The following is a 19,886-nucleotide window of genomic DNA, read 5'->3' as shown; positions in this document are numbered from 1 at the left end:
TCAGTCGCGCCGCGGGGCGTAGCGGGGCACGTAGCGCACGAAGGCCGCGGCGCCGACGAGTCCGACGACGCCGACGAGACCGGTCGCGACCGAGAGCGACGCGGCGGCCGTCACGGCCGACACGATGAGCGGCGTCAGGGCCGCGCCGCCATCGGTCAACGTGCGCCACGCGCCGAGGAACGGCGCAGGGTCGCGCTCGGGGGCCACGTCGGCGCCGAGCGTGAGCAGGATGCCCGACGACAGGCCGTTGCCGACGCCGATGACGAGCGCGAGCACGCCGAACCACAGCACCGCGCTGTCGAGGTCGTGGGTGAACGCGAGCGCGCCGAAGCCCGCGCCCATGAGCAGGAGCGCGGGCACCGCCGCCCAGAGGCGGCCGAACCGGTCCATGACCTGCCCGCTCACGTAGAAGAGGGAGAACTCGACCGCTCCCGCGACGCCGACGACGAGGGCGAGGGTCTGCGAGTCCAGGCCGATCGAGACGCCCCACAGCGGCAGCACGGCCTGGCGAGCCGAGCGCACGGCCGCGAGCGACGCGGCCGCGGCTCCCAGCCGGGCGAGCACCCCGCGATGGCGGTGCATGGTCCGCAGAACGCCGATCCGCTCGGTCGCCGGGATGGAGCCGGTCACCGGCTCGCCCGTGTCCTCCTCGTCGAGATCGGCGCGCGCGTCGGCCCGCTCGCGCGCGGCGAGGCGATCGGCGATGAGCGCCTTCTCCTCGGGGTCGGGCCCGAACGCGACGAGCGCCGCGACGCCGAGCAGGCAGACCGCGAAGAACCACACCGAGGCGATCTCGTCGCCGAACAGGGCGAGCAGGCCCGCCGAGACGAACGGCCCCGTGAATCCGCCGAGGCGGAACGAGCCGCCGACGAGGGCGAGCGCGCGGGCGCGGTGCGCGTACGGCACGCGCGTCGTCATGAACGTGTGGCGGGCCACCGCGAACGACGACGCGCAGAACCCGATGAGCAGCACCGAGAGTCCCAGCAGGGCGATGTGCGGCGCGAGGAGCATCCCCGCGATGCCCACGAGCGACGCGAGCGACGCGATGAGCATCGTGCGCCGCTCCCCGGCCTTCGACACGAGCCAGCCTGCGGGGATGTTGCCCGCGAGCTGGCCCACGACGATCGCGGCCGACACGAGCGCGGCGACCGCGAGATCGGCGCCCAGGTCGGCGGCCAGCGCCGGGAGGAGCGGGAGGATGGCTCCCTGGCCGAGCGAGTAGAGGGCCGTCGGCCCGTAGATCATGGGCGCATACCGCCGGATCGGATCGAACGGGGCGTCGGCAGTCGAGGGCATCGGCTTCCACGTTACGCCGAGCAGGATAGGCTGGAGCGTCATGCTTGAGTTCGATCCTTCCGCCGAGATCCAGGCGCTGCGCTCCACGTTCGCGAACATCCGAGAGGTGGTCGACGTCGACAGCGTGCGCGCGGACATCGCGCGTCTCGAGAAGGAGGCGTCGGAGCCCGGCCTGTGGGACGACACCGCGAACGCCCAGCGCGTCACGAGCGCGCTGAGCCACCGCCAGTCCGAGCTCGCGCGCATCGAGGCGGTCGAGCGTCGCCTCGACGACCTCGAGGTGCTCGTCGAGCTCGCCAACGAGATGGGCGACGAGGACTCCGTCGAGGAGGCGCGCAAGGAGATCACTGACCTCGAGCGCGTCATCGGCGACCTCGAGGTGAAGACCCTGCTCGACGGGGAGTACGACGAGCGCGCGGCGGTCGTGACCATCCGCTCGGGTGCGGGCGGCGACGACGCGACCGACTTCGCCGAGATGCTCATGCGCATGTACCTGCGCTGGGCCGAGCGCCACAAGTACCCCGTCAAGGTGATGGACACGTCGTACGCCGAGGGCGCCGGGATCAAGTCGGCCACGTTCGAGGTCGACGCGCCGTACGCCTACGGCATCCTCTCGGTCGAGGCCGGCACGCACCGCCTCGCGCGCATCAGCCCGTTCGGCTCCGCCGACAAGCGCCAGACGAGCTTCGCCGCGGTCGAGGTCATCCCCGTCATGGAGGAGGCCGTCGAGGTCGAGATCCCGGAGAACGACATCCGCGTCGACGTCTTCCGCTCGTCGGGCCCCGGCGGCCAGTCTGTCAACACGACCGACTCCGCCGTCCGCATCACGCACATCCCGACGGGGATCGTCGTGTCGATGCAGAACGAGAAGTCGCAGATCCAGAACCGCGCGGCGGCCATGCGCGTGCTCCAGACCCGACTGCTGCTGCTGCAGCGCGAGGAGGAGGCCGCCAAGAAGAAGGAGCTCGCCGGAACGATCACGGCGAGCTGGGGCGACCAGATGCGCTCGTACTTCCTCTACGGACAGCAGCTCGTGAAGGATCTGCGCACGGGCTTCGAGGTCGGCAACCCCGCGACCGTCTTCGACGGCGACATCGACGGCCTCATCAACGCGGGCATCCGCTGGCGCAAGCGCAAGATCGAGGACTGATCGCCGCGGGCTGACGCCCGCGCCCGGGTGGTCTCCGCGCGTTCACACGCCGCGCGCACGACGGTCGCCGTCCGTTCACCGCGGGCGGCGACGCTCATCGCGTGACGCGCTCTCGTGCCCTCCGCCGGAACCGCTCCCTCGCTCTCCTCGCGCTCGCCGCGGCCCTCGTTCCCGCGTGCGCGACGCCCGCGCCATCCAGCGCCGTCGCCGCGCCGACCGACGGCGACATCGTCATCGACGAGGTGGGCGCCGGGACGCCGGACGACCCCGCAGCGAGCTTCTTCGAGCTGCGCAATCTGTCGCCGCACGCGATCGACCTGAGCGGATGGCGCGTGCACCGCTGCACGGGCGACGGCACGCGCCTCGCGGAGGCGGACCACGAGGTCGACCTCGCTGGCGTCGTCCTCGAGCCCGGCGAGCGGATCACGGTCGGGACGGGCGTCGACGCCGACGTCGCGATGCGCGGGCCCTTCTCGAGCGAGGGGTACGGGCTCGTGCTCGAGGATGCCCGGCGGCGAGCCGTGGACGCCTTCGCGGCGTATCCGTCCGAGCCGTGGCCGACGCAGAGCGAGTGCAGCGCGGCCGGCAACGTCCCGGATGCGCTCGGGGCCGCGCTCGACGAGAGCTGGCAGCGGGTCGCGCGCACGGGCGACCTGGCCGCCGACTTCGTGCGCACCCGCGCGACGCCGCGTGAGGCCGCCGCGCCCGCTGTCGAGCCGGCCGAGCCGCGGGCGCTCATCTCGGAGGTCGCGAGCGCGGGCCCCGGCGGACGTGACGACGACCTCGTCGAGCTGCGCGCCGTCGCCGACGTCGACCTCTCTGGCTGGGCGCTCTACCGCTGCACGCGCACGGGCGCGCTCACTCCGGAGACGCTGCAGGCGCGGTTCGCGGACGGGACGGAGCTGCGGGAGGGCGAGCGCCTGGTCGTGGGCGGCCCGGGATTCCGCGGCGACGTCGACATGCGGACGACGACCTCGCTCGCCGACACCGTGTCGGGCGTGCTCCTCGTCGATGCCGACGGCGCACGCGTCGACGGCGTGAGCGTCTCGAACCACGCCGACACGGCCTGCCAGACGGGCGACGCGAAGCTGCCGTCGGTCCTCGACCACCTGCGCGGCGAGAGCTGGCAGCGGCACGAGGAGACGGGGGAGTTCCTCATCGCCCCGCGCACGCCGGGTCGCGAGAACGCGACGGCCGACGACCGCCTCGAGACCGCCTTCGCGTACGGCGACCCCGGCGTCGCGCTGAGCGAGGTCGCGACCGACCCGGAGCTGCCGAGCGCCGAGCGGCACAATCTCGTCGAGCTCGCGAACTACGGCGACGCCGTCGTCGACCTGAGCGGATGGCGCATCCGCGCGTGCGCGCCGGACGGCTTCCGCGAGCGGACGCCGCTCATCGAGGTGCCGGCCGGCGTCCGGCTCGCGCCCGGGCAGACCTGGCTCGCGGCGCTCGAGGGCACCCGCGCCGCGCAGGGCGCCGACGCGGTGTACGCGACGGCCCTCGGCTACCAGGGATCGGGCGTGTGGATCGAGGACGCTGCCGGAGAGCGCGTCGACAGCGTCGGCATCTTCCACCGCAACGAGCAGGACGCGTCGAACGACGTCGTGAGCCCGTGCACGAAGGGGCTCGCCCTGTCGACCTTCGGAGTCGACCGCCTGGCCGGCGAGACCTGGCAGCGCGTGGGCTTCACGGGCGACGATGCGAACGACTTCCGAGGCGGGCCGTCGAGCCCGGGCGGGCTCGACCTCCACGACGAGACGCCCGTCGGAGAGCTCACAGCCGAGGCTGCGCTCCGGATCGCCGCGGCCACGCCGGCCGATGGCGCACGGGCCGCTCGCGCGGTCGCGGCAGCGGCGGATGAGCCGCAGGCCGTCGACGGCATCGATCCGGTCGTCGCCCGCGCCTTCACCGGAGCGAGCGAGGGCGGGGCCCTCACAGCCGAGGCAGCGGCGGGGGAGCGGCCCGCCGCGCTCGAGACGGCTCGGCTCGCGGCGAGCGACGACGGATGGGCGCACCCGTACGTGCGGTTCGAGCTCGCGCGAGCTGCCGACGGGACGGCCACCTGGTCGGGCGAGGTCGCCGGTCCGGCCCCCGCGCGGCTCTCGGCATGGGCCGCCGGGCGCTGGCACGCGATCGACGAGGAGGCCGCCGCTGACGACGGCACGGTGACGCTCTCCGGCACGCTGCCCGAAGGGACCACCGGCCTGCTCGTGCAGGTCGTGCCGAGCGGCCCCGCCATCGCGGACGCCGCCGACGGTCTCGCCGCTCCCGGCACCTACGACTTCGCCGTGAGCCACCTCACCGACACGCAGTACCTCAGCGAGGCCCACCCGGAGGTGTACCGCGAGCAGACGGCGTGGATCGCGGCGAACGCCGGGCCGCGCGACATCGCGTTCGCCGTCCACACGGGCGACCTCGTCCAGAACTGGGTCGACCCCGACCAGGGCGAGGAGCGTGCGCGTCGCGAGTTCGCCGTCGCGTCGGCGGCCCAGGGCGAGCTCGACGCGGCGGGCATCCCGAACAGCGTCCTCCCGGGAAACCACGACAACAAGCGCGGAGCGACGAACGATCTCTTCAACGAGCACTTCGGCCCGCACCGCTACGCCGATGCCCCCTGGTACGGAGGGTCCATCGCCTCCGATGACGGCAGCGCGAACTGGACCTCCTTCACACGCGAGGGTGCGGAGTTCATCGTGCTGTCTCTGCCCTACGCGTACGCCGAGCGCGAGCTCGCGTGGGCGGAGCGCGTGATCGCGGAGCATCCGCGCGCGAACATCATCGTCGCGACGCACGAGCATCTGCTGCCCGAGGGCGCGAGCGGCTCGGCCGAGCGGGCGACCGAGAACAGGTGGGTCTCGCGCGCCGACGAGCTGTGGGAGCGCATCGTCGCCCCGCACCGCAGCGTCGTCCTCGTGCTGTCGGGCCACTATCATGGGCTCGCCCGCATCGAGACGGATGACGCGGGAGGCATCCCCGGCCACGACGTCGTGGAGATCCTGGGCGACTACCAGGAGTTCCGCACCGAGACGGGGATGCGCGCGACCGGCTTCCAGCGGCTCCTCCAGGTGTCGCTCGCGACCGGAGAGATCGCCGTCGACACGATCTCGGTGACCCTCGGGGAGCACGCGAGCGCGCCGTTCGACTACCCGCAGGCAGTGGCCGACGACGGCCGCGAGACCACGCTCGCGACCGATCGGCCGTGGCGGATCGTCGAGGCCGGCGTCCAGGGGCGCTATGACGTCGCCGACGACGACTTCCGCGTGTCCGTCGGCCTGCAGTACCCGAAGGGGCTCGCCACGAGCGGCCTCCGCATCGCGGCGCCGTGAGCCGATAGCCTGGGCTCATGCCGTCCCGCGACGATGACGCCCTCCGCTGGGAGGGCGACGACGACCCCACGCTCGACGCGCGCTCCGAGACCGCGGCAGAGCCCGGCGAGAATGCCGCGCCGGACGCACCCGGCGAGAAGGATGACCCGTCTGTCCTGCCGGCGGGATGGCGCGCCGTCGGGAAGGGGCGGGACGCCGTCACGACGGCGGACGCCGGTGACGAGGCCGCCCCGCTCGGGAACGTCGCGCTCGTCTCGCTCGGCGTGATCGGCGGCGTCTACCTCCTGTGGACGATCGGATGGTTCCTCGGAGCGACGCGCCTGCGCGAGCGCATCGAGCAGAGCACGAACGCGGTGGCGGACTTCATGTTCCAGGGCAGCATGTGGCTCGCGATCGCGTCGCCCCTCCTGTGGTTCGCGGTGACCTGGCTCGGCACGCGCCGCGCGCCGCTCTGGCGGCGCTTCGCGTGGCTCGCCGCGGGAATCGTGCTGCTCGTGCCGTGGCCGTTCGTGATGGTGGGGGTGGTCGGACAGTGACCTCGACGACGCAGGAGCGCAGGACACCGGGATGGCTCGTCGCGGTCGTCGCCGGGGCGTTCGCCCTCCTCTACGCCTATGCCGTGTGGAGCGCGATCACCTACCTCGTGACGCTCGTGCAGACCACCTCGGCGCAGGGCATCTCGCTGTCGGCCGTCGCATGGGGCGTGCTGCTGCTCGCGGTTCTCGTGCCGATCGCGGCGTTCGCGATCGCCTTCGGCCTGGGCCGCACACGGGGGATCGGATGGCTGGCCGTCGCGCTGCTCGCGGGCCTCGCGGTCACGGCCGTGTTCTGGCTCGACATGCAGGCCTTCACGTCGAACCCGTCGAACCTCTTCTGACCGGCCCCCGCGTCGCCGGATGACGAGCCCGGCGAGAGCAGGGCGCGCGGCTCCGATAGAGTGGTCGCCGTCGCGCCCCCACGGCGTGTGGCGCGTCGAACCCGCCCCCGCGCGCCCGCGCCCATCCGCATCGAAGGATCCATCCGTGCCGAAGCCCGTCGTGCTCATCGCCGAAGAACTCTCTCCCGCAACGATCGAGGCGCTCGGCCCCGACTTCGACATCCGCAATGTGGACGGCACCGACCGCCCCGCGCTCTTCGACGCGCTCGCGGACGCCGACGCCATCCTCATCCGCTCGGCCACGAAGGTCGACGAGGAGGCCCTGGGCCACGCGAAGAAGCTCAAGGTCGTCGCCCGCGCCGGCGTCGGCCTCGACAACGTCGACATCAAGGCCGCCACGACCGCCGGCGTCATGGTCGTGAACGCGCCGACGTCGAACATCATCTCGGCCGCCGAGCTCACGTGCGGTCACATCCTCAGCCTCGCCCGCCACATCCCGGCCGCGCGCGCCTCGCTGGGCGCCGGGGAGTGGAAGCGCAGCAAGTACACGGGCGTCGAGCTCTTCGAGAAGACGCTGGGCGTCGTCGGCCTCGGCCGGATCGGCGCCCTCGTCGCCGCGCGGATGCAGGGCTTCGGGATGCGCGTCGTCGCATACGACCCGTACGTCACGAGCGCGCGCGCCCAGCAGCTGGGCGTCGAGCTGCTCAGCCTCGACGAGCTCGTCGCGCAGGCCGACTTCCTGACGATCCACATGCCGAAGACGCCCGAGACGACGGGCATGATCGGCGCCGAGCAGCTCAAGGCGATGAAGCCGACGTCGTACGTCGTGAACGTCGCGCGCGGCGGCCTCATCGACGAGGACGCGCTGTACGACGCGCTCGTGAACGGCGAGATCGCGGGCGCCGGCCTCGACGTCTTCACGAGCGAGCCGCCGACCGACACGAAGCTCACGGCCCTGCCGAACGTCGTCGTCACGCCGCACCTCGGGGCGTCGACGTCGGAGGCGCAGGAGAAGGCCGGCATCTCGGTCGCGAAGTCGGTCAAGCTCGCGCTCGAGGGCGACCTCGTGCCCGACGCCGTCAACGTCGCCGGCGGCGTCATCGACCCGTTCGTGCGCCCCGGGATCGCGCTCGTCGAGAAGCTCGGCCAGGTCTTCAGCGGTCTCGCCACGTCGGCGCTCACGAGCCTCGACATCGAGGTGCGCGGCGAGCTCGCCGACTACGACGTGAGCGTCTACCGCCTCGCCGCGCTCAAGGGCATCCTGTCGAACGTCGTGAGCGAGAACGTCTCGTACGTGAACGCCCCCGTCTTCGCCGAGCAGCGCGGCATCGAGACGCGCCTCATCGTGGAGAAGGAGAGCCCCGAGTACCGCAACCTCACGACGCTGCGCGGTGCGCTGTCGGACGGCACGGTGCTCACGGTCGCGGGGACGCTCGCCGGCACGCGGATGGTGCAGAAGATCGTCGGCATCAACGGCCACGAGATCGAGGTGCCGATCGAGAAGCACCACATCGTCATGCTCTACACCGACCGCCCCGGCATCGTCGCGGTCTACGGCCAGAAGTTCGGCGAGGCCGGCATCAACATCGCGGGCATGCAGATCGCGCGCCGCTCGGCCGGCGGCCAGGCCCTGTCGGTGCTCACGGTCGACTCGCGCGTCCCCGAGGACCTGCTCGCCGAGGTCGGCGAGGCGATCGAGGCGTCGGTCATCCGGCAGATCGAGATCGCCGAGGCCTGACCCCGGCGCACCGAACGCCCCCGCCCGTCGGGCGGGGGCGTTCGCGCGTGGTCAGGCGCGCGTCGCCCCCTCGACGAGGCGGATGAGCGCCTCCAGGGCCTCGCCGGTGGGGACCGGGCTCGGAACGTCGTTGAGCAGAGCGGAGTTCACGTAGAGGCCGTCGCTCAGCAGGAGCACGAGCTCGAGGGCGGCCTCGTCGCGCACGTGCGGGCGGATGGCGGCCGCCCACGCGTCGCGGAGCTCGGCGAGCGCGCCGCGCGCGAGCGCATTGCCGCCGTGCGCGAGGCGGCCGACGGCGGAGATGGCCCGGTCGAACGGGCCGCCGACGTGCGCGGAGGTCGCGATGTAGTACCAGATCGGCCCCTCGGGTGCGTCGTGCAGGGCCGCCATGTCGTCGGCCGCGAGCAGCCGGAGCCGGTCGACGAGGCCCGCATCGAGCGCGTCCCGCGAGCCGAAGTGGTAGAGCAGACCGCCCTTGGACACGCCCGCTCGGCGCGCGACCGCCTCGAGGGTCGCCGCCCTCTCGCCCTCCTCGAGGAGGATGCTCTCGAAGGCGTCGAGGACCTTCTCTCTGGCGCGGGGCGGGCGGCTCATGCAGACGAGCCTCTCACACGGCGCGCGCTGCCCAGGGCGTGCACAGCCATGGCAGTTACTGTACCATCTGGACGGTACAGTAATTGAGACAGGCGGATGAGATGACGACCGGCACGACGACCCAGCCCACGACGACGCAGCGCGCCGGATGGCGGGCATGGGCCGCGCTCGCGGTGCTCATGCTCCCCGTGCTCCTCGTGTCGATCGACAACACGATCCTCAACTTCGCGCTGCCCGCCATCGCGAAGGAGCTCGAGCCCACGAGCGCCGAGCAGCTCTGGATCATCGACGCGTACTCGCTCGTGCTGGCGGGGCTCCTCGTGACGATGGGATCGCTCGGCGACCGGTTCGGGCGCCGCCTGCTGCTCCTCACCGGCGCGATCGGGTTCACGGTCGTCTCCGTCCTCGCGGCCTTCGCCCCGACAGCCGGATGGCTCATCGCGGCGCGCGCCGTCATGGGCCTGTTCGGCGCGACCCTCATGCCGTCGACCATGTCGCTCCTGCGCTCGCTGTTCCCCGAGCGCAACCAGCGGCGCATCGCCGTTGCCGTGTGGGCCGGCATGTTCTCCGCGGGCGGGGCGCTCGGCCCGATCGTCGGCGGCTTCCTCATCGAGCACTTCCCGTGGCAGAGCGTGTTCCTGCTCGCGGTGCCCATGCTCGTCCTCATGCTCGTGCTCGCCCCGCTCTTCGTGAGCGAGAGCCGCGATCCGAACCCCGGCCGGATCGACCTCCCGAGCATCCTGCTCTCGATGCTCGCGCTCGCGCCCCTCGCCTACGGCATCAAGGAGATCGCCGTGCACGGTCTCGCCGGCGGCGCTCCCGTCGTCATCGGCGCCCTGTTCGGATGGCTCTTCGTGCGCCGGCAGCTGCGGATGACGCAGCCGATGCTCGACATGTCGCTGTTCGCGCGGGCCGGGTTCAGCGGCTCGATGCTCGTGAACCTCTTCAGCGTCATCGCGATGGTGGGCTTCCTCTACTTCGTGTCGCAGCACCTGCAGATGATCGTCGGCCTGAGCCCGATGATCGCGGGCCTCGCGCTCCTGCCCGGCGCCCTCACCTCGATCGCCGGCGGCTTCATCGTCACGCCGATCGCGCGGCGTGTGCGCGCGTCGATCGTCATCCCGTCGGCGCTCCTGCTCTCGCTCGCGGCGTACCTCATCGTGGCGCTCGTCGGCGCACACGACGTCGGGATGCTCGTGCTCGGGTTCGCGCTCCTCGGCGCGGGGATCGGCGCGGCCGAGACCGTGTCGGGGGAGCTCATCCTCGCGAACGCTCCCGCGGAGAAGGCGGGCGCCGCGAGCGCCGTCTCGGAGACCGCGTACGAGCTCGGTGCCGTGCTCGGCACATCCATCCTCGGCGGCATCCTCACGTGGTGGTACCGCTCGACCCTCGTCGTGCCGGAGGGGATCCCCGCGGAGCTCGCGCTGCATGCCGAGGAGACGCTCGCCGGAGCGATGAACGCCGCGGACTCCGTCGGGGGAGCGGCGGGAGAGGCGCTCCGGTCCGCGGCGGCGACCGCGTTCGACGGCGGCGTGACGATCACGTCGCTCATCGGCGCGGGGCTCGTCGTGCTCGCGATGGCGATCGCGGCGACTACCCTGGGAGGACGCCGGGAGCACGCGTCGCACTGACCGGAGCCCCGGCGGATGCCGAGACATCCGAAGGAGAGCAATGCCCCGCGTCGTGAAACTGGCCGTCATCCCCGGTGACGGGATCGGCCCCGAGGTCATCGCCGAGGCCGAGAAGGTGCTCGACGCCGTCACCGCGGGCGGCGACGTCGTCTTCGAGAAGACCCGCTTCTCGCTCGGAGCGGGCCGCTACCTCGAGACCGGCGACACGCTCACCGACGACGACCTCGACGCCATCAAGGCGCACGACGCGATCCTCCTCGGCGCGGTGGGCGGCACGCCCGGCGACCCGCGGCTCGCGGGCGCGAACATCGAGCGCGGCCTGCTCCTGAAGCTCCGCTTCGCGCTGGACCACTACGTGAACCTCCGCCCGTCCAAGCTCTACCCCGGGCAGGACGGCCCGCTCGCCGAGCCCGGCGACATCGACTTCGTCGTCGTGCGCGAGGGCACAGAGGGTCCGTACGTCGGCAACGGCGGCTCGATCCGCCAGGGGACCCCGCACGAGGTCGCGAACGAGACGAGCGTGAACACCGCGTTCGGCGTCGAGCGCGTCGTGCGCTACGCGTTCGCGCTCGCCGAGCGCCGCAGCCGTCGCCTCACGCTCGTGCACAAGACGAACGTGCTCGTCAACGCGGGCCGCCTGTGGCAGCGCATCGTCGACGAGGTCGCGCGGGAGCACCCGGACGTGGCCGTAGACTATCTGCACGTCGACGCCGCGACGATCTTCCTGGTCACGAACCCGGGTCGCTTCGACGTCATCGTCACCGACAACCTCTTCGGCGACATCCTCACAGACCTGGCCGGCGCCGTCACCGGTGGCATCGGACTCGCAGCCTCGGGCAACATCAACCCCGACGGCGACTTCCCCTCGATGTTCGAGCCCGTGCACGGCTCGGCCCCCGACATCGCGGGCACCCAGCAGGCCGACCCGACCGCGGCGATCGGCTCCATCGCCCTCCTGCTCGACCACCTCGGCCTGCAGGACGCGGCCGATCGCGTGTCGCGCGCGATCGAGGACGACATCGCCGCCCGCACGGGCGAGAAGCGCTCGACCGCCGAGATCGGCGACGCGATCGCGTCTCGCCTGAAGGCCTGACACCCACCGACGCGCAGACAGGAATCCGCACATGACGACCACCGACACCACGCTCCCGTCTCTCGACTTCGCGGTCACGAAGAACCTCGCCGCCGTCTCGCCCGCCCAGCGCGCCGAGCTGCTCGAGAACCCGGGCTTCGGCACGATCTTCACCGACCACATGGTCGACATCTGCTGGTCGGTGAAGGGCGGCTGGCACCGTCCGCGCGTGCAGCCCTTCGGTCCGATCAGCCTGTCGCCCGCCGCCGCCGTGCTCCACTACGCGCAGGAGATCTTCGAAGGCCTCAAGGCCTACCGCCACGCCGACGGCGGGATCTACACGTTCCGGCCCGATCAGAACGCGCGCCGCATGCAGCGCAGCGCGCGCCGCCTCGCGATGCCCGAGCTTCCGGAGGAGTACTTCCTGCAGTCTCTGCGCGAGCTCATCGCGGTCGACGGCGCCTGGGTGCCCGAGAAGGCCGACCAGACGCTCTACCTGCGCCCGTTCATGTTCGCGAAGGAGGCGTTCCTCGGCGTCCGCCCCGCGCACAAGTACACGTACTGCCTCATCGCGAGCCCCGCCGGCTCGTACTTCACGGGCGGTGTGAAGCCGGTCAGCATCTGGCTGAGCGAGAACTACGCGCGCGCCGCGAAGGGCGGCACGGGCGCCGCGAAGACCGGCGGCAACTACGCCTCGAGCCTCCTTCCTCAGGCCGAGGCGTACGAGAAGGGGTGCGACCAGGTGGTCTTCCTCGACGCCGACGGGAACGTCGAGGAGCTCGGCGGCATGAACATCGTCTTCGTGAAGAAGGACGGCACGCTCGTCACGCCGGCGTCGGACAGCATCCTCGACGGCATCACCCGCAACTCGCTCCTCGAGCTCGCGGCCGATCGCGGCCTCGCGGTCGAGCGCCGCGCGGTCTCGCTCGGGGAGTGGCGCGACGGCGTCGCGTCGGGCGACATCACCGAGGTGTTCGCGTGCGGCACGGCAGCGGTGGTCACGCCGATCGGCGCGCTCAAGGGCGAGGGCTTCGAGGACGCCCAGCCGCTCGGCGAGCTCGGCCTCTCGCTGCGCGAGGAGCTCACCGACATCCAGTACGGGCGCCGCGAGGACACGAAGGGGTGGCTGTACCGCCTCGACGCCTGAGCGCCCGCTCGCCGCGACGCCCGCCCGGGATGCCGGGGCGGGTGTCGCGCATCACCGTCCGTTCACCTGCGGACGGCACCCTGTCGGGATGATGCGCCGCGCCGGGTTCCGTCGAGACATCCAGGGGCTCAGGGCCATCGCCGTGCTGGCCGTCGTGGCGCAGCACGCGGGCGCGACCTGGGCGCCGGGCGGGTTCATCGGCGTCGACGTGTTCTTCGTCGTGTCGGGCTTCCTCATCACCGGCCTCCTCGTGCGCGAGCTGGCGGAGACCGGCCGCATCGACCTGCCGGCGTTCACGGCGCGCCGGGCGCGCCGCATCCTCCCCGCGGCGCTCGTCGTGGTCGTGCTCACGGTCGTCGGCGCGTACGGGATCGTCTCGCCCCTCCGGCGGGAGACGCTCCTCGCCGACGCGGTCGCCTCGGCCCTGTTCGTGCCGAACTACGCGTTCGCCGTGCGCGACGCGGACTACTTCGGCGACGAGACGCCGTCGCTCTTCCAGCACTATTGGTCGCTCGGCGTCGAGGAGCAGTGGTACCTCGTCTGCCCGGCTCTGCTGCTCGCCGCGTGGGCCGTCGGCCGCCGACTCGGGGGCCGGCGCGGTGCGCGCCGGGCGGTCGCCGTCGCGCTCGGGATCGTCCTCGCGGGATCCCTCGCCGCGGTCGTCGCCCTCACGCCCGTGTCGCAGCCGTGGGCGTTCTTCGCGCTCTGGACGCGCATGTGGGAGTTCGCCGTCGGCGCGCTCATCGCGCTCGTACCCGCCGCCGCTGTCGCGCGCATCCCCGGACTCGTGCGCGCCGCGCTCGGCTGGGCGGGCCTCGCCGGCATCGTCGCGGCGATCGCGCTCATCGGAGAGTCCTCCGCGTTCCCGGGCGTGCTCGTGCTGCTGCCTGTCCTCTCGACCGGCGCGGTCATCCTCGCGGGGATCGGGCAGGACGCGCCCCCGCGGGGGAGCGCGGGTGCCGTGATCGGCAACCGGCCGTTCGTCTTCGTCGGCGAGATCTCGTTCTCGCTCTATCTCGTGCACTGGCCGCTGATCGTGGCCGGCGCGCTGCTGGCCCCCGGCCTTCCCTGGCTTCCCGCGGCTCTCGGCGTCGCGAGCATCCCCGTCGCGTGGGCCCTGTTCCGGCTCGTGGAGCAGCCGACGCGCCGCGCGCGGGTGCTCGTCGATGCACGGCCGCGCCGGACGCTCCTCTCGGCGGCGGGCGCGACGGCGGCCGTCGCGCTGGCCGCGGGGACCGCGCTGGCCGTGGCGCCCGAGCCCGCGCTCGCGACGCAGACGCGGGTCGCCCACGCCGAGCCGGCCGTCCCTCCGGAGGTCACGCCCGTCGTCCCGGCCAACCTCGAACCGGGGCTCGCGGACGCTCCCGACGACGAGTCGGAGGTGTACGACGACGGATGCAACCTCGGCTATCAGGAGGAGCGCCCGCGCCCGTGCTCCTTCGGCGAAGGGGACGAGCGGATGGTCCTCTGGGGCGACTCGCACGCCGCGCACTGGGTCCCGGGGGTGCTCCGCGCCGCGGAGGAGCGGGGGATGGCGCTCACGACGCACACCAAGAGCCGCTGCTCGTCGGCGCTGGCGCGCCACGTGCTCGACGGCAGTGCGTTCGGCGCATGCGACCGCTGGCGCAGCGCGGTGCTCGACGAGCTCAGGGAGGACCCGCCGGAGGTCCTCGTGCTCGCCAACTACGCCGACGAGGAGGTGCCGGACGGCGTCGACGCGGGGCAGGCGTGGCGAGACGGCCTCCGCGAGGTCGTCGACGCGCTGCCCGAGACGCGCGTGCTCCTCCTCGCCGACACGCCGGATCTCGGCACGAGCCCGCTCGACTGCCTCGCGATGAACCTCGAGCACGCGGCCGTGTGCGCGGTCCCCGAGTCGGAGGCCGTCCGCGGGGCGGGACGCGACGCGGTGAGGGAGGTCGCCCGCGAGACGCGCGCGGAGGAGATCGACCTCCTGCCGTACTTCTGCGCGCCCATCGACGGCGCCCCCTCCGAGGAGCCCGCCTGCGCGCCCATCCTCGGCGGGCTGCTGGTCTACCGCGACTCGCACCACCTCACCGCGACCTTCGCGGAGGCGATGGGCGGCGCCCTGGCCGAGGCGATCGACTCCGCGGTGGACGGTCGTGGATAGGCTGGCAGGGTGAAGATCGCGCGGTTCAGCCACAACGACGCCATCACCTACGGGATCGTCGACGGGTCGGAGCTCGTCGTGCTCGCGGGAGACCCGCTGTTCGCGGGGTTCGAGACCACGGGAGCGCGCGTTCCGGTCACGGACGTCGCGCTGCTCGCGCCGGTCATCCCGCGCTCGAAGGTCGTCGCGGTCGGGCGCAACTACCGCGATCACGCCGCCGAGCTCGGCAACGACGTCCCCGCCGAGCCGCTGCTGTTCCTCAAGCCGAACACCTCGGTGATCGGGCCCGGCGACGCGATCGTCCGGCCGCCGCAGAGCTCCGACACGCAGTACGAGGGCGAGCTCGCGATCGTGATCGGGCGCATCGCGAAGAACGTGCGAGCGGAGGACGCCCTCGATGTCGTGTTCGGATACACCATCGCGAACGACGTGACGGCACGGGACCTGCAGCGCAGCGACGGGCAGTGGGCGCGCGCCAAGGGCTTCGACACGTTCTGCCCGATCGGGCCCGCGATCGAGACCGAGTTCGACCTCGCGCAGGGCTCCCTCACGACCCGCCTCAACGGCGAGGTCGTGCAGGAGGCCCCGCTGTCGGACATGATCTTCGACGTGCCGACGATCATCGCGCACGTGTCGGCGGCGTTCACGCTCCTCCCTGGCGACGTCATCCTCACCGGCACGCCGGCGGGAGTCGGCCCCTTCCGGGCCGGCGACACGGTCGAGGTCGAGATCCCGGGCATCGGGCTTCTGCGCAACACCGTGCGCGACGCGTGACATGACCGCCGTCACGGCTCCCGAGGAGGTCGCGCGGATCCAGGGCCGCGTCGTCCGCGTGCTGGCGCTCGGCCAGGTCCTCGGCGGCGTCGCCTTCGGCGCCACCGTCTCGCTCGGGGCTCTCCTCGCCGCCGACATCTCCGGTCAGGAGTCCCTGTCGGGGTTCGCGACCGCGTCCGTCACCCTCGGGGCCGCCCTGTGCGCCATCCCGCTCGCTCGACTCGCCGCCGCGCGCGGCCGCCGCACGGCGCTGACCCTGGGCAACCTCTTCGCCCTCGTCGGCATCGCGATCGTCGTGACGGCGGCGGCCCTGCGCGTCTTCCCGCTCCTCCTCGCGGGGGTCGTGCTCATCGGCGCGGGCAACGCGGGCAATCTGCAGTCCCGGTTCGCGGCGACCGACCTCGCCGCGGGCGAGCGCCGCGGACGCGACCTCGGCACGGTCGTCTGGGCGACGACGGTCGGCGGCGTGCTCGGGCCGCTGCTGCTGACGCCGGGAGAGGCGCTCGGCCGGCTGGTCGGCATGCCGCCGCTCACCGGCGCGTACCTCTTCTCCATCGTCGCGCAGGCGGCCGCGCTCATCCTCTACCTCGTCGCGCTGCGCCCCGATCCGCTTCTGCTCGCCCAGCGGATCTCGCGCCGCGCCGCGGGAGGCGCGGCGCCGCCGGTCGACGCGGACCGCCCCCTCGCGGCGCGCTATGCGATGTTCGCCGTGGCCGCGTCGCATGTCGTGATGGCGTCGGTCATGGCGATGACGCCGGTGCACCTCCAGCACCTCGCGCATGCCGGGCACGGCGGGGCCGTGGGCGCGAACGAGGCCGTGACCCTCCTCGTCGGCACGACGATCGCGCTCCACGTCCTCGGCATGTACGGGCTGTCGCCCGTGTTCGGCTGGCTGGCCGACCGCTGGGGCCGCGTCGCCGTCGTCCTCCTGGGCCAGGGGGTCCTCGCGTGCGCGCTGCTGCTGGCGACCTTCGGGTCCGACGTGCAGGGCATCGTGATCGTCGCGCTGTTCCTGCTCGGGCTCGGCTGGAGCGCGGCCACGGTGGCGGGCGCGGCGCTCCTCACCGAGAGCACGCCGGTCGACCTCCGCCCGCGGCGGCAGGGGATCGGCGACACGCTGATGACCTCGTCCGCGGCCGTCGGCGCCGTTCTCGCGGGCGTCGTCCTCGGGCAGTGGGGCTACGGGGCGCTCGCGCTCGTCGCCCTCGTGCTCGTCGCGCTCACGACCGTGCTGTCGCCCCTCGCGCGGCGCTGAGCGCTCACGGGCCACCGGGCGCCGCGAACTAGACTGGACGGGATGTCTGCTCCCGATCCCCGCACCACGACCGCCACCGGCGCCGACGTGCGCGTGCGCTTCTGCCCGTCGCCCACCGGCCTCCCTCACGTCGGCCTCGTCCGCACGGCCCTGTTCAACTGGGCCTACGCCCGCCACCACGGCGGCAAGCTCGTCTTCCGCATCGAGGACACCGACGCGGCCCGCGACAGCGAGGAGAGCTACCAGCAGCTCCTCGACGCGCTGCGCTGGCTGCGCATCGACTGGGACGAGGGCGTCGAGACCGGCGGGCCGCACGCGCCGTACCGGCAGTCGCAGCGGCATGACATCTACCGCGAGGTGCTCGACAAGCTCATCGCCGCGGGGCTCGTTTACGAGAGCTTCTCGACCGCCGAGGAGATCGACGCCCGCAACGAGGCTGCCGGCCGCGCCAAGCAGCTCGGCTACGACAACCACGACCGCGACCTCACCGAGGAGCAGAAGGCCGCCTTCCGCGCCGAGGGCCGCCAGCCCGCGCTGCGCCTGCGCGTTCCCGACGAGGACCTCACGTACGTCGACCTCATCCGCGGCGAGGTGACCTTCCCGGCCGGATCGTTCCCCGACTTCGTCATCGTGCGCCCGAACGGCGTCCCGCTGTACACGTTCGTGAACCCCGTCGACGACGCGCTGATGGGGATCACCCACGTGCTGCGCGGCGAGGACCTCATGCCGTCGACGGCCCGTCAGCTCTCGCTCTACCGCGCGCTCATCGACGCGGGCGTCACGACCTTCATCCCGCGCTTCGGGCACATGCCGCTCGTCCTGGGCGACGGCACGAAGAAGCTCTCGAAGCGCGACCCGCGCGCCGACCTGTTCCTGCAGCGCGAGAAGGGCATGATCCCCGAGGGGCTGCTCAACTACCTCGCGCTGCTCGGCTGGTCCATCGGCCCCGACCGCGACGTGTTCTCGCTCGAGGAGTTCGTCGCCGCGTTCGACATCGAGGACGTCAACCCGAACCCCGCGCGCTTCGACCAGAAGAAGGCCGAGTCGATCAACGGCGACCACATCCGGATGCTCGCTCCCGACGACTTCGCCGAGCGGATCGTGCCGTATCTCGCGCAGGCGGGCCTCGTCGACGCGACCCCGACCGACGACCAGCGCGCGCTGCTCGCGAAGGCCGCACCGCTCATCCAGGAGCGCCTTCCGCTTCTGGGCGACGCCCCCGGCCTCCTCGGCTTCCTCTTCTCGGACGAGGTCGCGTACGACGACGATGCGCTCGCGGGGCTTCCCGAGAACGCGGGCGTCGTGCTCACGGCGTGCGTCGGGGCCCTCGAGGTCGTGCCGGAGGCGGAGTTCACGGCGCAGGGCATCCAGGACGCGCTGAGCGGCGCGCTCGTCGAGAATCTCGGACTCAAGCCGCGCGTGGCGTACGGCCCGCCGCGCGTCGCGATCACCGGGCGCCGGGTCTCGCCGCCGCTGTTCGAGTCGATGGAGCTGCTCGGCAAGGCCGAGTCGATCCGGCGCCTGAGCGCCCTCGTCCAGAAGCTCGGCTGAGCGGACGCGCGCCGCGTCACCGGGTGACGCGGCGCGCGAAGGCGAGCGCGGGGGACAGGACGACGTCGGGGTCGTCGAGCCCCTGCCACAGGTGGCCCGCCCCCGGCACGAGCTGCAGCGTCGCGTCGGCGCCCGCGGCCACGAGCGCGGCGTGCAGCGCCTCGCTCTGCGCGGCGGGCACCGCCGTGTCGGCGAGCCCGTGCGCGATGTGGAACGGCGGCGCGCCGGCCGCGACCTGACGCGCGGGGCTCGCGGCACGCGCGCGCTCGGGGAGGTCGGCCACGACGCCGCCCAGCAGCGCCTCCTCGCGCGTGGGGCGCTCATCCGACGCCGCAGGTGCGGGGAACGAGACGAGGTCGCTCGGGCCGTACCAGTCCACGACCCCGCGCACCGCGCCATCCGAGAGCCCCGCGAGCGCCGCGAGGTGCGCGCCCGCCGACTCGCCCCACAGGACGATGCGCGTCGCGTCGACCGCGAGCGCGCCCTGGTGCTCGCGGAGCCATGCGAGCGCTGCCGCGACGTCGGCGAGCGGCGCGGGGAACACCGCCTCGCCGCTCAGACGGTAGTCGATCGAGGCGACGGCGAACCCGTCGGCGACGAGCCGAGGGAACCCGTGCTCGGGGGCGAACGTCGGGCACATGACCCGGCGGCTGCCGACGCGCCAGCCGCCGCCGTGCACGAACACGATCAGCGGGGCGCCGTCGGCCTCCGGTCGATGCAGGTCGAGGGAGAGCGGCCGGAATCCGGGGCGCGTCGCGTAGACGACGTCGCGCAGCGTCCGCTCAGTCGAAGAGCTCATAGCCCTCGACGAAGTTGACGTCGTGCTCGGCGCCCGCGGCCGCCATCCGCTCGAACGGGGGGATGTGGAAGCGGTCGGGCTCGGGGATCCCGGGGATGTCGGTGGGGGCGCCGACCGCGCGGAAGAAGTCGGTGAAGGGCGCGCTCGTGACGCCGAAGATCCTGCCTGTGCGCTCGATGCGATACGAGTGGACCGTGCCCTTCGGAACGAACCCGAAGCCGCCCGCCTCGAGGATGCGGGTCTCGCGGAAGCCGTTGCGGTCATCCATCCAGAGGCGGATGGCGCCCTCGAGCACGAAGAAGGTCTCGTGCGTGAGCGCGTGGTAGTGGGCGGGCACCGGACGACCGGGCCGTCCCTCCGTCACGAACGCGTCGAACTGCCCCTCGTTCTGCGTTCCCGTCGTGAGGAGCGTGAAGAGCTGGTCGAACATGACGAGCTTGTCGCCCTGCACCTCGTCGAGGAAGTACGGGGCGGGCGCGCCGGGCAGGGCGCTCGGGATGGCGGGGGCGGTGTCGGACACGGACGACCTCCTTGTCGAGGGGGAAGGA

Annotated in this window: 16 protein-coding genes; 12 read left to right on the top strand and 4 right to left on the bottom strand. The window is 72.8% G+C overall.

The window, feature by feature from the left end; genetic code table 11:
- On the bottom strand, window positions 1–1,296 hold the full coding sequence (locus GC092_RS09295) for an MFS transporter (RefSeq protein ID WP_324014885.1): 1,296 nt from the start codon (window positions 1,294–1,296) through the stop codon (window positions 1–3).
- A gap of 40 nt (window positions 1,297–1,336) precedes the next feature.
- Between GC092_RS09295 and prfB the strand changes: the two genes are divergently transcribed.
- The 5 genes from prfB to serA all read left to right on the top strand — a co-directional run bounded on the left by prfB (window position 1,337) and on the right by serA (window position 8,387).
- Window positions 1,337–2,446 (top strand): peptide chain release factor 2, encoded by a 1,110-nt coding sequence (gene prfB, locus GC092_RS09290; RefSeq protein WP_271171640.1) that lies wholly within the window; start codon window positions 1,337–1,339, stop codon window positions 2,444–2,446.
- Between the two features lie 101 nt (window positions 2,447–2,547).
- Window positions 2,548–5,772: a lamin tail domain-containing protein gene (locus GC092_RS09285; RefSeq protein ID WP_324011536.1), complete on the top strand. Its 3,225-nt coding sequence runs from the start codon at window positions 2,548–2,550 to the stop codon at window positions 5,770–5,772.
- Between the two features lie 17 nt (window positions 5,773–5,789).
- The gene (locus tag GC092_RS09280; protein ID WP_324011535.1) at window positions 5,790–6,308 is read left to right on the top strand and encodes a DNA polymerase III subunit gamma/tau; all 519 of its coding nucleotides are present in this window, start codon (window positions 5,790–5,792) and stop codon (window positions 6,306–6,308) included.
- Window positions 6,305–6,649, top strand: coding sequence for a M48 family metallopeptidase (locus GC092_RS09275; protein WP_324011534.1), 345 nt, complete (start codon window positions 6,305–6,307; stop codon window positions 6,647–6,649). Before GC092_RS09280 ends, GC092_RS09275 begins: the two co-directional genes overlap by 4 nt.
- A gap of 145 nt (window positions 6,650–6,794) precedes the next feature.
- Complete coding sequence (serA, locus tag GC092_RS09270; protein WP_324011533.1) at window positions 6,795–8,387, top strand: phosphoglycerate dehydrogenase; 1,593 nt, start codon at window positions 6,795–6,797, stop codon at window positions 8,385–8,387.
- Window positions 8,388–8,438: 51 nt separating this feature from the next.
- On the opposite strand, the gene GC092_RS09265 is transcribed toward serA, so the two are convergent.
- Entirely contained in the window at window positions 8,439–8,981 is a 543-nt protein-coding gene (locus tag GC092_RS09265) for a TetR/AcrR family transcriptional regulator (protein WP_324011532.1), read from the bottom strand.
- 101 nt (window positions 8,982–9,082) lie between these two features.
- Between GC092_RS09265 and GC092_RS09260 the strand changes: the two genes are divergently transcribed.
- The 7 genes from GC092_RS09260 to gltX all read left to right on the top strand — a co-directional run bounded on the left by GC092_RS09260 (window position 9,083) and on the right by gltX (window position 18,539).
- A complete protein-coding gene (locus tag GC092_RS09260; RefSeq protein WP_324011530.1) occupies window positions 9,083–10,612 on the top strand; it encodes an MFS transporter in 1,530 nt (509 codons plus the stop codon).
- Window positions 10,613–10,652: 40 nt separating this feature from the next.
- Entirely contained in the window at window positions 10,653–11,705 is a 1,053-nt protein-coding gene (locus tag GC092_RS09255; protein ID WP_271171647.1) for a 3-isopropylmalate dehydrogenase, read from the top strand.
- 31 nt (window positions 11,706–11,736) lie between these two features.
- A complete protein-coding gene (locus GC092_RS09250) occupies window positions 11,737–12,831 on the top strand; it encodes a branched-chain amino acid aminotransferase (protein ID WP_324011528.1) in 1,095 nt (364 codons plus the stop codon).
- An 88-nt stretch (window positions 12,832–12,919) separates the two neighbouring features.
- The gene (locus GC092_RS09245; protein WP_324011526.1) at window positions 12,920–14,959 is read left to right on the top strand and encodes an acyltransferase family protein; all 2,040 of its coding nucleotides are present in this window, start codon (window positions 12,920–12,922) and stop codon (window positions 14,957–14,959) included.
- A 9-nt stretch (window positions 14,960–14,968) separates the two neighbouring features.
- On the top strand, window positions 14,969–15,733 hold the full coding sequence (locus GC092_RS09240; protein WP_324011524.1) for a fumarylacetoacetate hydrolase family protein: 765 nt from the start codon (window positions 14,969–14,971) through the stop codon (window positions 15,731–15,733).
- Between the two features lies 1 nt (window position 15,734).
- Window positions 15,735–16,988 carry an MFS transporter gene (locus GC092_RS09235; RefSeq protein WP_324011522.1) on the top strand — a complete coding sequence of 418 codons (1,254 nt, stop codon included), beginning with the start codon at window positions 15,735–15,737 and terminating at the stop codon, window positions 16,986–16,988.
- 42 nt (window positions 16,989–17,030) lie between these two features.
- On the top strand, window positions 17,031–18,539 hold the full coding sequence (gene gltX, locus GC092_RS09230) for a glutamate--tRNA ligase (RefSeq protein ID WP_271171652.1): 1,509 nt from the start codon (window positions 17,031–17,033) through the stop codon (window positions 18,537–18,539).
- Window positions 18,540–18,555: 16 nt separating this feature from the next.
- Here the strand turns inward: gltX and GC092_RS09225 are convergent, their stop codons facing one another.
- Both GC092_RS09225 and GC092_RS09220 read right to left on the bottom strand, forming a co-directional pair.
- Window positions 18,556–19,338, bottom strand: coding sequence for an alpha/beta hydrolase fold domain-containing protein (locus tag GC092_RS09225; protein WP_324011520.1), 783 nt, complete (start codon window positions 19,336–19,338; stop codon window positions 18,556–18,558).
- Complete coding sequence (locus GC092_RS09220; RefSeq protein WP_282977545.1) at window positions 19,322–19,858, bottom strand: quercetin 2,3-dioxygenase; 537 nt, start codon at window positions 19,856–19,858, stop codon at window positions 19,322–19,324. Before GC092_RS09220 ends, GC092_RS09225 begins: the two co-directional genes overlap by 17 nt.
- Window positions 19,859–19,886 lie beyond the last annotated feature (28 nt).

It is taken from the genome of Microbacterium sp. JZ37 (genome assembly GCF_035188445.1).
Classification (GTDB): domain Bacteria; phylum Actinomycetota; class Actinomycetes; order Actinomycetales; family Microbacteriaceae; genus Microbacterium; species Microbacterium barkeri.
The sequence above is the reverse complement of the archived record's forward strand: the minus strand, read 5'-3'. Positions and strand labels throughout refer to the sequence as shown.

What these genes read in the sequence shown, in the direction of transcription:
- GC092_RS09250 (WP_324011528.1), top strand. Translation starts at nt 11,737, where the DNA reads ATGACGACCACCGACACCACGCTCCCGTCTCTCGACTTCGCGGTCACG.
- GC092_RS09260 (WP_324011530.1), top strand. Translation starts at nt 9,083, where the DNA reads ATGACGACCGGCACGACGACCCAGCCCACGACGACGCAGCGCGCCGGA.
- GC092_RS09265 (WP_324011532.1), bottom strand. Translation starts at nt 8,981, where the DNA reads ATGAGCCGCCCGCCCCGCGCCAGAGAGAAGGTCCTCGACGCCTTCGAG.
- GC092_RS09255 (WP_271171647.1), top strand. Translation starts at nt 10,653, where the DNA reads ATGCCCCGCGTCGTGAAACTGGCCGTCATCCCCGGTGACGGGATCGGC.
- GC092_RS09225 (WP_324011520.1), bottom strand. Translation starts at nt 19,338, where the DNA reads ATGAGCTCTTCGACTGAGCGGACGCTGCGCGACGTCGTCTACGCGACG.
- gltX (WP_271171652.1), top strand. Translation starts at nt 17,031, where the DNA reads ATGTCTGCTCCCGATCCCCGCACCACGACCGCCACCGGCGCCGACGTG.
- prfB (WP_271171640.1), top strand. Translation starts at nt 1,337, where the DNA reads ATGCTTGAGTTCGATCCTTCCGCCGAGATCCAGGCGCTGCGCTCCACG.
- GC092_RS09295 (WP_324014885.1), bottom strand. Translation starts at nt 1,296, where the DNA reads ATGCCCTCGACTGCCGACGCCCCGTTCGATCCGATCCGGCGGTATGCG.
- GC092_RS09235 (WP_324011522.1), top strand. Translation starts at nt 15,735, where the DNA reads ATGACCGCCGTCACGGCTCCCGAGGAGGTCGCGCGGATCCAGGGCCGC.
- GC092_RS09245 (WP_324011526.1), top strand. Translation starts at nt 12,920, where the DNA reads ATGATGCGCCGCGCCGGGTTCCGTCGAGACATCCAGGGGCTCAGGGCC.
- GC092_RS09280 (WP_324011535.1), top strand. Translation starts at nt 5,790, where the DNA reads ATGCCGTCCCGCGACGATGACGCCCTCCGCTGGGAGGGCGACGACGAC.